This window comes from Bacillus sp. FSL K6-4563 (assembly GCF_038630405.1).
Taxonomy (GTDB): Bacteria; Bacillota; Bacilli; order Bacillales; family Bacillaceae; genus Bacillus; species Bacillus pumilus.
Window position 1 is genome coordinate 2,616,837 of record NZ_CP152030.1, and the last position, 14,890, is coordinate 2,631,726.

Consider the following 14,890-nt stretch of genomic DNA (forward strand, 5'->3'; position numbering starts at 1 on the left):
ATGTTTATTTTAGCCCTTTGTCTTTTTCAGCAGATTATCCTCTCTCCATGAGCTGCACCATCAGCATGGCTTTACCGACGATATTCGATTGATGATAAACTTCCACTTCCAGCTTTCCAAACTTGCGTCCTACTTCTAAAATATTTGGCTTGATCTGTATCGTGGATTCCATTTGAACCGGTTTTAAGAAGTAGACAGAGAGACTTTCGACAATCAGCTCCCCTTTTTTATGAGACTTTAAGAAGCGGTTGGCGGATTCAATTAAAATTTGCGTGAACACGCCATATGAAATGTTTCCGAGCTGGTTTGTCATTTGTGGTGTGACCTCATATTGATACACGGCATCTGCCTTTGGTTTTTCTGTATCGGTCTCTTTAAACCCTCTTGAGACAACATCATCCAGTTTTTCTCCGACCTGCGGCTGCTTTTGAATCATTTGAAGCGCCTTCAGCACGTCCTGACGACTGATCATTCCAATCAGTTTCGCATAATCATCTACAACAGGCAGCACCTCAATGCCTTCCCATACCATCATTTGAGCAGCAGAAGCGACAGAGGTTTTGCCAATGACTGTCAGTGGGTTTTTCGTCATGACCTTTTCAATCGGTGTGGAGCGGTCATGCCCCGCGATATCCTTTGAGGTGAGAATGCCGTGAATTTTCATTTGGTCGTCTGCGACCGGAAAGCGTCCGTGGCCAGTTTCATAGTTCTTTTCATACCATTTTTCAAGCTTATCCTCTGGTGATAAATACACTGTTCGTTCTATCGGCGTTAAAATATCTTCCACAAGCACAATCTCTTTTTTTATGAGTTGGTCATAAATGGCCCGGTTAATGAGAGCTGCTACGGTAAATGTATCGTAGCTTGTCGATAAGATCGGCAGCTCAAGCTCATCTGCGAGCTGAATGATTTCATCATCTGTTGAGAAGCCGCCCGTGACCAGCACAGCTGCTCCTGCCTCTAATGCTTGTCTGTGGGCATTGATCCGGTTTCCGACAATTAGCAGGTTTCCAGCTGCCGTATAGCGCATCATCGCATCAAGCTCCATCGCTCCGATGACAAATTTGTTTAATGTTTTATGTAAGCCCGCTCGTCCTCCAAGCACCTGTCCGTCAATCACATTGACCACTTCTGCATATGTCAGTTTTTCAATATTTTCTTTTTTCTTCTGTTCAATTCGAATGGTACCAACTCGTTCAATGGTACTGACGAATCCTTTATTTTCAGCATCCTTGATGGCCCGGTAAGCGGTCCCTTCACTCACTTTCATTTCTTTCGCAATACGCCGGACAGAAATTTTCTCTCCGACTTCTAATGAATCAATATACGATAAAATTTGTTCATGCTTTGTCGCCAATCCCGTTCACCCTTTTTGTTTTCAGCGTTTTCATCTAACTTTCATTATAAGGGCAGGAGGCTTTTAATAGCAATTTGTCTTTTTTCAGCGCGATACATGTAAACAAAAAAGCCGGCATTTGAGTGCCGACTTTCAGGTTGTTGACAAAGGGCTAAAATGATCTTGATTTTAGCCCTTTGTCTTCTTTTCAGCGTGATAGAAAACCTTTGCAGCCCTAGGAAGGACGAGTACTGGCGTGGAGCGAATTTGACATTCGTGAGCACCAGCACGCAGGACTGACACCGAATGCGAGGGTTTGTCTACACGCTGGAAGCCAGCATTTGAGTGCCGGCTTTTTGCTATGTTGATTAAATCTCTATCGATTCTCCGCTGTTTAACACATGACCGACGCCGCCATGCAGGCTGTCTGCAAATGCATGTGGGTCCTGCTCAATCGGCGGGAATGTGCTGTAGTGAATTGGCACGACTTGCTTCGCCCGAAGCCATTCGGCTGCGATTCTTGCATCGTCCGGTCCCATCGTGAAGTTATCACCGATCGGAAGGAATGCAAGCTCAATATGATTCAGCTCACCGATCAGCTTCATATCTGAAAAGAGTGCAGTGTCTCCGGCATGATAAATCGTTTTGCCCTCTGCAGTAAATAAAATACCTGATGGCATGCCTGTATACATAATCGTTTTTGCATCTTCATCAATGATAGCAGAACCATGGAACGCTTGAGTGAGCTTCACTTTACCAAATTCAAACTCACGTCCGCCCCCAATCGAAAGCGGGTGCGTTTTCACCCCTTGCCAGCTTAAATAAGTGGCAAGCTCGAATGGCGCAATAACGAGCGCATCATTGTTTTTGGCGATTTCAATGGTGTCACCGATGTGATCTCCATGCCCGTGCGTGAGCAAAATGACATCCGCTTTGACATCTTGCGGTTTGATATCTGTGTGCTTATTTCCATTTAAAAATGGATCAATCCAAATATGGTATCCGTTTGTTTCAATGTGTACGACTGAATGTCCGTGATATGTAGCTTTCATGTGAGTATATCCACCTTTCGAATTTGATCTCATTTCATCTATTCCCTGTATAAAAAACTGAAAAACTTAATGTCTGTGAATGACGTTAAGACCACCTGTTGCTTCAATAACGGTTCCTGTAATCAGATCAGAGCGGTCATCGCATAAAAAGGAAATGATGCGCCCGATATCTTCTCCAGTACCAGACCTGCCAATCGGCGTTTCATCGTCTTTCATCTGGCGCGCTTCTTCTATTGTCGATTCTTTCATGTCACCAACGATTTTGCCTGGACAAACCATATTGGCTGTGATGCCATTTTCGGCTTCTTCAATCGCAATGGTTTTCGTCAGTGACGCCAGCCCCACTTTTGCTGCTCCGAAGGCTGATCTGTGCATCCATCCCGGCGCATGGTCTGCGCCTTGAAAGCCATATGTGACAATTCGGCCGAAGCCTTGCTTTCTCATCATTGGGATGACCATACGGAACAAATGGAACACAGCAGATAGGTTGCCTTCCATCATTTGATACCATTCATCTTCGGAATAATCCGCTAGTTTTTTTCGTTCGAAAATATAAGGTCCGGCATTGTTAATCAAGGCATCGATCCGCCCAAATCGCTCGGCTGCCAGCTCGACCATATTTTTTAAATCTTCTTTGTTTGTCACATCGCCTTGGACAAATTGAATCTTCTCTTCATATTGCTGCAATTCTTCTTTCATCTGGCGCACAGCTTCATCATCACTTCGATAATTGACTGTCACAGAATACCCCATATTCAGTAAAGACTCGGTGACTTTCCTGCCAAGTCCCTTAGAACCCGCTGTTATTAATGCGTGTCGCACACAATCTCCTCCTAAAACAAAGGTTGCAAGTTCATGTGTTTCTTTTGTTATCTTTACTTTACTATAAACCAGCATCTGGCGCACTTATGAACCCTTTCTGCTATTTCTATTTAGAATGAAAAAATGAAGGATGATTCATCCACTTTTGGATATCCCACGAGTCATGAATATCAAGAAGCAGCGAAACAAAACGGTAGCATTCTCTCACCTCATAAAGCTGGCGAGGAAGCGGGCAAATCTCTTCATAGCCCAACTGAACATCGTGTGCAGCTTCTTTCGTCAAAAGGTATTCCAATGCAATAAAATCAAACGCAGCTGGTCCAAATACGACGTATTCCGTATCAACTAGACTCGTCACTTGATCATACTTTTCAATATATTGCGACGGATCTAAATCAATTAAAATGAGACTGGCTGAATCAGGAGTACTGAGGTGGTCTAGCTTTTGCTGCACCATTTCTCCATAGCACTGAAATTCAGGCTGATCAGCGTAATAGCGGCTTATAAGTTTAGACACAGCCCTTTTTAAAAGAGCATGGAATTCACTCAAATGTCTCTTTTCTGCTCCGTATATAGTACCGAAGGAGTGAGTTCGATGTGAATGAAGATGTGCTAGTTTCCTCCCGTAATTCAAATAGAAATCTGATGAACGTCCCTTAAAAGATGTTAAAGGTGTTCTTTCTACTTTTTCCATGACATCATAATGTCTCCCCGCCATCTTCACTTTACGAACAACTTCCGGAATATGAAAGGAATTCGTCAGAGCCAGCTTTTCATTGATTTGATCGAGATGCTATTGTCCCATATCGGCATTTACCCCATAGATCATGTTGATCCCATATACAAATTCACTTTCTGCTTTTGTCATTTTAGGAGATTTCACCACATATTCCGTTTTGTCTTGTAAGGAGATCAGCCACACATCATTGGCCCGTCCGTCGTACTGTTCTCCTAACGTCTTAACTGAGACGATGGGCTGGTCAAACAAAGCCTGAAGCGTTTTCTTCATGAACTGCTGTCACTCCCTCTTTAGCTTGGCACTGGTATGCTTTCAACTTCTCTAATGATGATCAATTTCCTTGTTCCATTACAAAAAACCATCCGTATAAACGAATGGTTTTGGTCAGTTATGCTAGGCAGGCTTTTGCTTTTTCTAAAGCGAGCTGAATTTGTTTAAATCCAGTTCCACCTGCGCTTGTTCTTTTTTCAACAGCAACATAAGGATCAAGAACGGTGTAAATGTCTTCTTCAAAAAGATCGCTCGCTTCTGTAAATGTCTCAAACGGAAGATCACTTAAGTAGATGCCTTTTTGAATGCATGTATACACGAGCTTGCCAACGATTTCGTGTGCTTCACGGAATGGCATGCCTTTTTTCGCAAGGTAGTCTGCCACTTCGGTCGCATTTGAGAAATCTTCTTTCGTTGCTTTTTTCATGACATCTTCGTTCACTGTCATTGTTTGAATCATGCCTGTGAAGATTTGCAGGCTGCCGGCGATGGTTTTGACTGTATCAAACATGCCTTCTTTATCTTCTTGCAGGTCTTTGTTATACGTAAGCGGCAAGCCTTTCATAATGGTGAGAAGCCCCATCAGGTTGCCATATACACGGCCTGTTTTCCCGCGGATCAATTCTGCCATATCCGGGTTTTTCTTTTGCGGCATCATGCTGCTGCCTGTTGCATATGTGTCATCAAGCTCAATGAATTTGAATTCTTGAGAGCACCATAAAATGATTTCCTCACAAAGACGTGAGAGATGCATCATGACAAGGCTGCTGTTAGACAAGAACTCTAAAATGAAATCCCGATCACTTACGCCATCAAGGCTGTTTTCGTAAATATGATCAAAACCAAGCAGCTCAGCTGTATATTCACGATCAATTGGGAATGTCGTTCCTGCTAGCGCTCCGCATCCGAGTGGAGACACGTTAATTCGTTTCAAAGAATCTTGAAAACGTGCTTTGTCACGCTCTAGCATCCAGAAATAGGCGAGCATATGATGCGCAAAGGAAATAGGCTGTGCACGCTGCAAGTGCGTATATCCTGGAAAGATTGTTTCAACGTGCTGTTCTGCTTTTTCCACAAGCACTGTTTGAAAGGAAGAGATCAGTTCAATGATATGCTCTACTTGGTTATTCAAATATAAATGCATATCAGTGGCAACCTGATCATTCCGGCTTCTCGCTGTATGCAATTTGCCGCCAAGCGGACCAATCTCATCAATGAGCATTTTTTCAAGGTTTAAATGGATGTCCTCATAATCCACTGAGAATTCGAGTTCATTTGCCTCTGCCTTTTTCATGAGCGTATTCAATCCATCTTTAATGGCAGCGGCCTCGTCATCGCCCAGGATACCGCATGTATTCAGCATACTTGCATGAGCAAGGGAGCCGGTCAGATCTTCTTTGACTAATTGTTTGTCGAAATGAATGGACGCGCCAAACTCATCGACCCATTTTTCTGGTGTTTTTTGAAATCGGCCTCCCCAAAGCTTTTTCATGCTTTAACCTGCTCCTTTTTATTCACGATGCTGTTCACTTTTGTTGGTAAGCCCCAAAGGTTAATAAATCCTACCGCTGCATCATGATCGAATTCATCTGCTTTTGTGTAAGTTGCTAAATTTTCATCATAAAGTGAATATGGTGATTTACGTCCTTCAACAATGGCATGGCCTTTAAATAGTTTTACACGTACAACACCTGTTACGTTCTGTTGTGTTTCTTGTAAGAAAGCATCTAGTGCTCCTTTAAGAGGTGAGAACCATAATCCGTTGTATATTAATTCAGCCATTTTTTGTTCAACGATTGGCTTAAAGTGTGCGACTTCCTTCACTAGCGTTAAGTCTTCAAGCTCTTTATGTGCTTTTAGAAGTGTGACAGCACCTGGGCATTCGTACACTTCACGAGATTTAATGCCTACAAGACGGTTTTCAACGTGGTCGATTCTGCCAACCCCATGCTGACCAGCGACTTCATTTAAATGAAGAATAAGATCTGATAAGGAATACTGAATACCATCAATAGCTGTTGGTTTTCCTTTTTCAAACGTGATTTCAATGATTTCAGGTGTGTCAGGTGTTTTTTCAAGTGGCGTCGTTAAATCATACGCTCCTTCTGGCGGTGCAGCCCAAGGATCTTCTAAAATGCCGCACTCGTTACTTCTGCCCCAAAGGTTTTGGTCGATTGAATATGGGCTGTCTAAGTTAATCGGAATTGGAATACCATGTTTTTGTGCATAATCGATTTCTTCATCACGAGACCATTTCCACTCACGCACTGGTGCAAGAACTTCTAGGTCTGGATTCAACGCTTTAATGGATACTTCAAAACGGACTTGGTCGTTTCCTTTTCCAGTACATCCGTGCGCAACCGCTACTGCATTTTCTTTCTCTGCGACTTCCACTAGTTTTTTTGCAATAAGTGGACGAGATAATGCAGATACAAGCGGATATTTCCCTTCATACATCGTGTGTGCTTGTAAGGCAGTTAGTGCAAATTCCTCTGCGAATTCTTCTTTTGCGTCAATCATGTAAGACTGAACCGCTCCGACTTGAAGTGCTTTTTGTTGAACGAATGCTAAGTCTTTTCCTTCACCTACGTCTAGGCAGCAAGCGACGACTTCGTATCCTTGCTCTTGTAACCATTTAACTGCAACAGAGGTATCAAGACCTCCGGAATATGCTAATACGACTTTTTTATTTTGTGACATGATTGAAAAGCTCCTCTCACTTGTTTTGATTCTGTGAATGTTTTTTTGCATAAAAATAAGTTTTAATTTATAAACATGCATTTAGTATGTATACACTGTAACAAGGAAAAATTGTTTTTTCAACCCCTTTATGAAAAAAACTCCGCCAAATTTTCTTGGCAGAGTCATTTTGGGCTATTTTTGATCCTTTTCAAGCTCTCGTAAGACGTGAGGAAGCTCTGGAATGATGAGTTTTGTCATGGCTAAACGAACAGCTCCAGTAGAGCCTGGTGTGGCAAAGACGGCTTTTTGATTGACGACCCCTGCCGCTGCCCGGGACAACATAGCGGCTGAACCGATGTCTTCTGTATAGCTTAGCATGCGGAAAATTTCGCCAAAGCCAGGCAGCTCCTTGGAGAAAAGCGGGGTGATCGCTTCAATGGTGACATCCCTTGCGGCAATTCCTGTGCCTCCGTTTAACAAGACGGCATCTATTTTTGGTTCGCTTGTTCCCTCTAGCACAGCGTCTTGGATCGCTCCAATGTCATCTTTTACAATATCATATGCAAGAATGAGATGTCCCTGTTCTTTAAGCAAATCAATCATCAGACGGCCGCTTTTATCTGTTTCTTTCGTTCTTGTATCACTGACCGTAATGACTTTCACATAAAGCCTCGCTTTCGCCTCACGTTTATGTTCTGTCACGCCCATTTTCGCACCGCTCCCTTTTGCTTCGTATTGGACAACATTATAGCATGCTGCTTTTAACAGAAAAAAGCTCTTTTCCTTATTGGAAAAGAGCTTCTTCATTTTGATTACGCTAAGCGCATAACGTCTCTTGCAATCATGACTTCTTCGTTCGTTGGAATAACGATCACTTTTACAGGAGAGTGCGGGTAGCTGATGAATGCTTCTTCGCCTCTCATGTTGTTAAGAGAAGGATCCCAGTAAACGCCCATGAATTCTAGACCACGAAGGACACGTGCTCTTACTTCTGAACTGTTTTCACCGATTCCAGCTGTGAAGATGATCGCATCTACGCCATTCATTCTCGCTGCATAAGAACCGATATATTTATGAATACGGCTTGCAAAAATATCAAGAGCTACTTCTGCACGGTCGTTTCCTTCTTCTGTTGCTTCTTCAATATCACGAAGGTCACTTGATAGACCAGACACACCTAAAAGACCACTCTTCTTATTCAAAGTTGAAAGTACTTCTTCAGCTGTATGTCCTGTTTTCTCCATAATAAATGGAATAAGGGCAGGGTCAATGTTACCTGAACGTGTTCCCATTGCAACACCCGCAAGCGGCGTGAAGCCCATTGAAGTATCGATTGATCTTCCGCCTTCAACTGCTGCGATACTCGCACCATTTCCAAGGTGACAAGAGATCAGACGAAGCTCTTCAAGAGGACGGCCTAATAGCTCTGATGCACGCTCTGTTACGAACTTATGGCTTGTCCCGTGGAATCCGTATTTACGAATACCAAAGTTTTTGTAGTAGTCGTACGGAAGGCTGTATAGGTAAGACTGCTCTGGCATTGTTTGGTGGAAAGCTGTATCGAACACAGCAATCGCTGGTACGTCAGGCAGAATTTGTTTGAATGCTTTGATTCCTACAACGTTTGCAGGGTTGTGCAGTGGTGCTAGCTCTGAAAGCTGATCAATGTCATTGATGACTTCATCAGTTAAAAGAACAGAGTCGCTGAATTTCTCTCCACCGTGAACAACACGGTGTCCTACGCCATCAATTTCATTAAAGTCTTTGATGATGTTAAATTCAATTAGTTTTTCAAGTAGCATTTTAACCGCTACTGCATGATCTGGAATATCTGTGACTTCTGTTTTCTTTTCTCCATCTACAGAAATCGTGAAGATACTGTTGTCCATTCCGATTCTTTCAACAAGACCTTTTGTTAAAACGGTTTCTTCTGGCATGTCGAACAATTGGAATTTAAGAGATGAGCTTCCTGCGTTGATTGCAATAATTTTAGACATTCTTGTCGCTCCTTTTACTCAGTTGTTATATAAGGTTTCACGTTTTTTCCGGTGCTATATTCAACCTGTATGACGGGTCTTTTATAGTTTAACGATAAGTCCGAAAAATATCTGACTTTTTCATTTAAACATTGAAAACTTTGCATTTCAAGTGCACCTTCGAACTGTTATCGCTTACATCGATAAGTCGATATTTTCTGAATAATAAAAAAGCCAGACATCACTCTGGCTATTCTTTCGTTTCTTTTTCTTCTATAAACCATTGGTCTAATTTTCTCATTACACCCAACATTGATTCTTTTTGTGAGAAAGACGGTAGATTGGCAAACAGCATCCGTTTTGGTGCTTCGAGCCCTTCCTTTTTCTTTTGCATCACAAACAAGCTTTTGGCGTGCTTTTTGTCCTTGAACATGGAGACCGGCAGCTGAATTAATGCATTCATATATGCATGATCTTTGATAAAGTCCTTTAATTGCACGCTTTCTTTTCCTTCAAACAAATCGTTTGGAATGATGAAGAACAAGAAGCCGCCTTCTTTTGTATAACGAAGGCTTTGTTCAATAAATAAATAATGCGCAAAGGCATGTCCTTCTTTTGCCTTTAATTCATAGTCTGCTGCACGCTCATCATTTGGATAATAACCAACTGGCAGACTGCATACAGTGACATCTACTGGAGAGATCAAAAGCGGCTCAAGACTGTCTTGATGGAAAAGCTCGACTTCCTTCTCTTCCAAGTTCGCCTGTGCCCATGCAATTTTAATGAGGACATCATCAATTTCAGACGCAAAGCCGCGCTTTGTTTCTGCAGTCAGATTATTTAAGACAGCAAGCAGTAAGTTCCCTGTTCCTGCTGCTGGATCAAAGACAACTAGCTCTTTTTGTCCTTCTAAAAATTTATTCACCAAGTAGCTGACAAACAGCCCGATCGTATCTGGTGTCATCTGACGATTTGGATGGGAAATATCCTTTTGTCCTTTCAATACGGCGAGCTGAAACGCTTTACGAATCTGCTCATGATCATAAGAGGCAAAATCTGCTTTCTCTATTAAATCCTTTAGTAAACCGTCTCGATCATTTGCTTGGAAAAAGGCTTCTCCTGCTTCAGCTAATGCCTCAATATAGGAAATGCTTTGGTCCTTTTTTAATCGAATAGAAGCTGTATCGAGCAGCTCGAAAATCGTACTTACTTGATCTTTCTGCAATGCTTTTCTCTCCTCGCTTTGTTAAAAGCTATATGTTCTCATTGAAAAGAGCCCCAGTATGAAGCCGGAGCTCTTGTCGATGCTGCTTTTATAACAGTGATTTTGCAGCTTCAATGGCTTTTTCATAATTTGGGTGATTCGTTGCTTCGCTTACGTATTCAGTGTAAACCACTTTCCCATTAGGGTCTAATACGAAAACTGCACGCGCCAATAAACGCAATTCTTTCATATACACACCGAATGCTTCACCAAATGACATATCTCTGTGATCAGATAATGTTTCGACATTTTCAATTCCGTTTGCTCCGCACCAGCGTGCTTGTGCAAATGGCAGGTCTGCACTAATTGTATAGATATTGACCGGACCTAAACCGGCTGCTTCTTCATTGAAACGTCTTGTTTGTGCGTCACACACACCTGTATCAATAGAAGGAATCACTGAGATGATCGTCACTTTTCCTGTTAAATCAGAAAGTGAAACTTCCCCTAGTGAGTTCGTTAATACCGTGAAATCTGGAGCCTGCTCGCCTACTTTTACTTCATTTCCTACAAGCGTGACAGAACTCCCTTTAAATGTGATCGATGCCAAAACAATTCCTCCCTTATCAAATGTATGGTTCTATCATAGTAGAGAAAGCAAAAAACTGCAAAGCCTAATCTTCGCTTTTGAAAAAAAAGTTAACTGCAGCGCAGCTAACTTTTTAAAGGTCTATGTCATCTAGTTTTCGTTCTTTATGACGGTTCTCCCGTTCATCCTTCTTAAACATGTGCTGAAGACGTTCAATTGCTTGAGGAGCAGAATCCAATATTTTATCAAGCAGATGTGTATGTTCATCCAAATGAAGCATTCGAACGCCGTTTGTTCCGACAATTAAGAAGGCGATTGGTGTAATAGACACACCTCCGCCGCTTCCTCCGCCAAATGGGAGTCTCGGTTCTTTTCGTTCTTGATCATCAGAACGTTTTTCTTTCTTTTGGTTCCCGTTAAATTCACTGCCGCCGGCTGCAAATCCAAAACCAACCTTCGACACAGTAAGGATGACACTGCCGTCAGGGGTTTCGACTGGATCGCCGATGATCGTATTCACATCTATCATTTCTTTTAAGTTTTCCATCGCTGTCTTCATAAGACCTTGGATTGGATGATCTGCCATTTTCGGGTTCCTCCTTAAACAGATGATTCATTCTTCGTTGCTTGAAGAGAGGCACTTTTTCTCGCCTTTCTTCCTTTTAACCAATGAACAAGTAAACGAATGGCTGCAAGCATAGCATGTCCAATACGAAAATAAGCTATACATGTAAACTGGGTCTGTGACACATTGTGCTGAAAGGCAGGAATGACTTCATATACCGGTTTATGCTTAAAGGTGAGATGCTCCTGCATAAAGGCAAGTAGTGCTCCTTTCACTGACCATACACCACCAGCTGCTACACCTGTCAAAGCAGCGTCATGAAAGCCGATCCATGTTGACCAGTGAAACGAGACAATTCTCATGCGAATGAAGAATTTACGCATGATCCGGTTTAAATCGACGATCTCTTTTGTGATGCGCTCCATTTGATGAAGGATTTGCTTCATATCACGTTTTCCCACTTTTTTATGTATGGATTCTTTTTCGTGACTAGGGGTTTTGGCGCTCGCCATTTTCTTTTCACGTATATCAATCGTTTGATCCTCTGGATTGACCCTCACCATCGGAATGTCTTTTTTGAGTCTGATGATTCCATATAAGGTGATGATCTTCAGTGCAAGATGATCATCGTCATTTGCATGTGAATAATCCAGTGAAATGGTCACTTTCATGAAGATTAATAAGATTCCAAGGAACAAAAAAGCTGCGATCCAAACGTAAAGCACTGTGCTCACTTCCTTCATAACAAATGATGCTTCCTCTACGATTATGGCTCTCATTCTGGATTTTATACCCAATCATAAAAAAAAGAGTTTGACCGGTACCCGGCCAAACTCCTCTGATTATACGTTTGCTTCTGTTTTTTCATATAGGTGTTCATGGACGACCACCGTATCAGCAAAGTAATCATGAACCCCTTGCTTTTTCGGTGTGAATCCAACAACAGCATAGAGAACAAAGAGCGTATTGATATAGCGTCCTACAATCTCTCTAAAGAAAATGACATCCCATGCCAGCTTCTTCTCAGGCTGAAGTGAGACCACTTTGATTCCAAACACCATTTTCCCAAGTGTTTGCTGAAAGAATTTCGTCATGATGGCGAAATAAAGCAGGAATACAATCGTCGTTGTGACGGAGAATGGAGAAAACCATCCTCCTCCTTTGAACCAGCCGAACAGACTAAAGATTGGAGAAACCGTCAAATGGTTGACACCCCAGACGACGAGCCAATCAAGAATAAACGCCCAAAACCTAATCCAAAAGCCTGCAAACGCCTGTGCTTCAATCACTGCACGTTTCGCAAGAGCCGGATTCGATTCTTCTTGGCTACGGCTTTCGGTTACTTCATCGAATGTAGAATCCATCTATGATCCCTCCTTTATTTTGAATAGAGATACATCGGTTTAGACCCATTTGAGCCAGCCAGTGTTTCTTTTAGATTGAGAAAATCAATTTCACTTTTAAAGAGTTTGCTTGCGCTCATATTGAAGAGAGAGTTCCAGCCAAAGCTTTGAGAATAGCTGATCACTGTCGCTCCTTTTAACCCTTTTTCATTTTTCTTCATTGCTTTGATTGCATCTTCATAATATCCAAGCTCATCGACTAATCCGTTCGATTTCGCCTGTGTTCCGTCATAGACCCGGCCGTCAGCAATTTTCTTCACGTCTTGTTTTGACATGCCGCGTCCTTCAGAGATCACTTTGACAAATCCTTCATACGAGTTATCGACCATGCTTTGCATGATGTCGCGCTCATCTTTCGTCATATCACGATTTGGTGACATGATGTCTTTGAATTTTCCGCTCTTAATTGTTTCGTATTTAATACCTAAATTATCTGCCAGCTTTGAATAGTTCAAACTTTGCATGATCACACCTAACGAACCTGTTAATGTTTCAGGTGAAGCAAAGATTTTCTTGGCTGGAGTTGATACATAGTAGCCGCCAGACGCTGCCATTGAGCCCATGGAGACGTAAATCGGCTTCTTCGCTTTTTTCACTTCTTCTAATTTTTTATGTATTTCTGCACTTTCATAGACACCGCCGCCAGGAGAGTTAACGCGCAGCAGTACACCTTTTACTGAAGCATCATCTTTCGCTTTTTCTAGTTCCTTGAGGAATGCACGATGATCGTAACCTTCTCCGCCTAATAGACTTGATGCGCCGCCATTATCTTGAATGGTTCCATTAATCTCAAGAACCGCTATTTTTCCAGCACCGCTTCCATCCTCTAGTACCTTCTCTTCTATTTCATCCCCAAATTGATAGCTCATTTTATTGTCATTGAAGCTTTCATACAAAGCCGTCGTGACACTAATCACAATTGAAAATCCGAAAACTCCAAGTGCAATGATTAACGCTACCCATCTTTTCGCATTCATCTTTTTCTCCTCCTTTTTGTCTCTCTTCATTGATACGAATATTCACATGAAATGTTTCACAGGAATTGTGGTTTTTTTACATTTCATTTCATCATATGATAGCACCTCTCTTCTTTCACGATCAACTTTACATCGTCTGCCAAGAGATACGTGTGACGAAAAATTGGCTTTTTTATCCTCTCTCTGCACCTATTAGGCTAGGTCTTCACCACAACAAAACACCTAATCCACTCTTTCATAAGAAAACAGCTATTCAATTATGCTCAAATTCTGCCCTTTTCAAATCCCTTACATTGACTCATTTCTAAAAATGAATGCCATCATCATGAAGGTTTTTCTAATGTTTTTACTTTCATATGAAAAAAGTGTAAAATGTGAGCAAGGCTTCATATGTAAGCCCTTTATTACTCTAAATCTACTTTTGACAACGAAGGGGAGAACGTCAATGACAGACAATCGTCGCAATGTATTTTTCTTTTACAAAAAAGATCATGAATTGGATGGACACATTTCTTCTCTGGAGAAGCTCGCTACCGATCAAGGCTTTCAAGTCGTCAAGCGTGCAGAGGATGCCCATATTATTGCTTCAATTGGCGGAGATGGCACATTTCTTCAAGCAGTCCGCAAAACGAACTTCCGGGATGACTGCTTGTATGTAGGGGTATCAAAAACAGAGAATTCGCATCTATACTGCGATTTTTCATTAGAACATTTTGATAAAATGATTGATGCCATGAACACTGAACAGATTGAAGTGAGAAAATATCCGATCATTGATGTAAGCGTTGACAGTACAAACCAATTCCATTGCTTAAATGAACTGTCGATCCGCTCAAGCATTATTAAAACATTTGTGATCGATGTGTATATAGATGATTTCCACTTTGAAACATTTAGAGGAGACGGAATGATTATTTCTACTCCGACTGGCTCAACAGCCTACAATAAATCGGTAAACGGTGCCGTGGTTGATCCGATGCTCCCTTGTATGCAAGTTACAGAGCTTGCATCGCTAAACAACAACTCGTACCGTACACTGGGCGCTCCTTTCATCTTAAGCAGTGACCGCAAGCTAACGCTGAAGGTTGTGCAGGACGGCAACGACCATCCGATTATCGGGCTTGATAACGAAGCGCTTGGCACAAAACACGTCAAACAAATCGACATCGGCCTTTCAGGAAAAGTCATTAAAACGGTAAAATTAAAAGACAACTCCTACTGGGAAAAAGTAAAACGCAGATTCCTTTAATCAAAAAGCTCCTTTATGGGGCTTTT

General features: G+C 41.9%; 16 protein-coding genes. 1 reads left to right on the forward strand and 15 read right to left on the reverse strand.

Going from position 1 to position 14,890, the window contains the following annotated elements; all coding sequences use genetic code 11:
• Positions 1 to 34: 34 nt before the first annotated feature.
• From MHH54_RS13230 to sppA, 15 genes are all read right to left on the reverse strand, one after another.
• Positions 35 to 1,357, reverse strand: a complete 1,323-nt coding sequence (locus MHH54_RS13230) for a CBS domain-containing protein (protein ID WP_003216834.1) — start codon at positions 1,355 to 1,357, stop codon at positions 35 to 37.
• A 347-nt stretch (positions 1,358 to 1,704) separates the two neighbouring features.
• Positions 1,705 to 2,388, reverse strand: a complete 684-nt coding sequence (locus tag MHH54_RS13235) for a metal-dependent hydrolase (RefSeq protein WP_003216753.1) — start codon at positions 2,386 to 2,388, stop codon at positions 1,705 to 1,707.
• 66 nt (positions 2,389 to 2,454) lie between these two features.
• Complete coding sequence (locus MHH54_RS13240; RefSeq protein WP_003216208.1) at positions 2,455 to 3,210, reverse strand: SDR family oxidoreductase; 756 nt, start codon at positions 3,208 to 3,210, stop codon at positions 2,455 to 2,457.
• 106 nt (positions 3,211 to 3,316) lie between these two features.
• The gene (locus MHH54_RS13245) at positions 3,317 to 3,727 is read right to left on the reverse strand and encodes a hypothetical protein (protein ID WP_223251138.1); all 411 of its coding nucleotides are present in this window, start codon (positions 3,725 to 3,727) and stop codon (positions 3,317 to 3,319) included.
• A gap of 276 nt (positions 3,728 to 4,003) precedes the next feature.
• Entirely contained in the window at positions 4,004 to 4,219 is a 216-nt protein-coding gene (locus tag MHH54_RS13250) for a hypothetical protein (protein ID WP_223251137.1), read from the reverse strand.
• Between the two features lie 118 nt (positions 4,220 to 4,337).
• Positions 4,338 to 5,711 (reverse strand): argininosuccinate lyase, encoded by a 1,374-nt coding sequence (argH, locus tag MHH54_RS13255; protein ID WP_003216440.1) that lies wholly within the window; start codon positions 5,709 to 5,711, stop codon positions 4,338 to 4,340.
• A complete protein-coding gene (locus MHH54_RS13260; RefSeq protein ID WP_003216486.1) occupies positions 5,708 to 6,919 on the reverse strand; it encodes an argininosuccinate synthase in 1,212 nt (403 codons plus the stop codon). Before MHH54_RS13260 ends, argH begins: the two co-directional genes overlap by 4 nt.
• Positions 6,920 to 7,093: 174 nt before the next feature.
• Positions 7,094 to 7,609, reverse strand: a complete 516-nt coding sequence (locus tag MHH54_RS13265; protein ID WP_034620671.1) for a MogA/MoaB family molybdenum cofactor biosynthesis protein — start codon at positions 7,607 to 7,609, stop codon at positions 7,094 to 7,096.
• A 104-nt stretch (positions 7,610 to 7,713) separates the two neighbouring features.
• A complete protein-coding gene (locus MHH54_RS13270) occupies positions 7,714 to 8,898 on the reverse strand; it encodes an acetate kinase (protein ID WP_003216471.1) in 1,185 nt (394 codons plus the stop codon).
• Between the two features lie 229 nt (positions 8,899 to 9,127).
• On the reverse strand, positions 9,128 to 10,102 hold the full coding sequence (locus MHH54_RS13275; RefSeq protein ID WP_003216620.1) for a class I SAM-dependent methyltransferase: 975 nt from the start codon (positions 10,100 to 10,102) through the stop codon (positions 9,128 to 9,130).
• A gap of 88 nt (positions 10,103 to 10,190) precedes the next feature.
• On the reverse strand, positions 10,191 to 10,691 hold the full coding sequence (gene tpx / locus MHH54_RS13280; protein WP_003216787.1) for a thiol peroxidase: 501 nt from the start codon (positions 10,689 to 10,691) through the stop codon (positions 10,191 to 10,193).
• Between the two features lie 112 nt (positions 10,692 to 10,803).
• Positions 10,804 to 11,256: a GerW family sporulation protein gene (ytfJ, locus tag MHH54_RS13285; protein ID WP_003216488.1), complete on the reverse strand. Its 453-nt coding sequence runs from the start codon at positions 11,254 to 11,256 to the stop codon at positions 10,804 to 10,806.
• A gap of 14 nt (positions 11,257 to 11,270) precedes the next feature.
• The gene (locus MHH54_RS13290) at positions 11,271 to 11,978 is read right to left on the reverse strand and encodes a DUF2953 domain-containing protein (protein ID WP_106032619.1); all 708 of its coding nucleotides are present in this window, start codon (positions 11,976 to 11,978) and stop codon (positions 11,271 to 11,273) included.
• A 99-nt stretch (positions 11,979 to 12,077) separates the two neighbouring features.
• Positions 12,078 to 12,599 carry an RDD family protein gene (locus MHH54_RS13295; protein ID WP_342500326.1) on the reverse strand — a complete coding sequence of 174 codons (522 nt, stop codon included), beginning with the start codon at positions 12,597 to 12,599 and terminating at the stop codon, positions 12,078 to 12,080.
• 14 nt (positions 12,600 to 12,613) lie between these two features.
• Positions 12,614 to 13,615, reverse strand: coding sequence for a signal peptide peptidase SppA (gene sppA, locus MHH54_RS13300; RefSeq protein ID WP_012010881.1), 1,002 nt, complete (start codon positions 13,613 to 13,615; stop codon positions 12,614 to 12,616).
• A gap of 445 nt (positions 13,616 to 14,060) precedes the next feature.
• Between sppA and MHH54_RS13305 the strand changes: the two genes are divergently transcribed.
• Positions 14,061 to 14,864, forward strand: coding sequence for an NAD kinase (locus MHH54_RS13305; protein WP_003216672.1), 804 nt, complete (start codon positions 14,061 to 14,063; stop codon positions 14,862 to 14,864).
• Positions 14,865 to 14,890 lie beyond the last annotated feature (26 nt).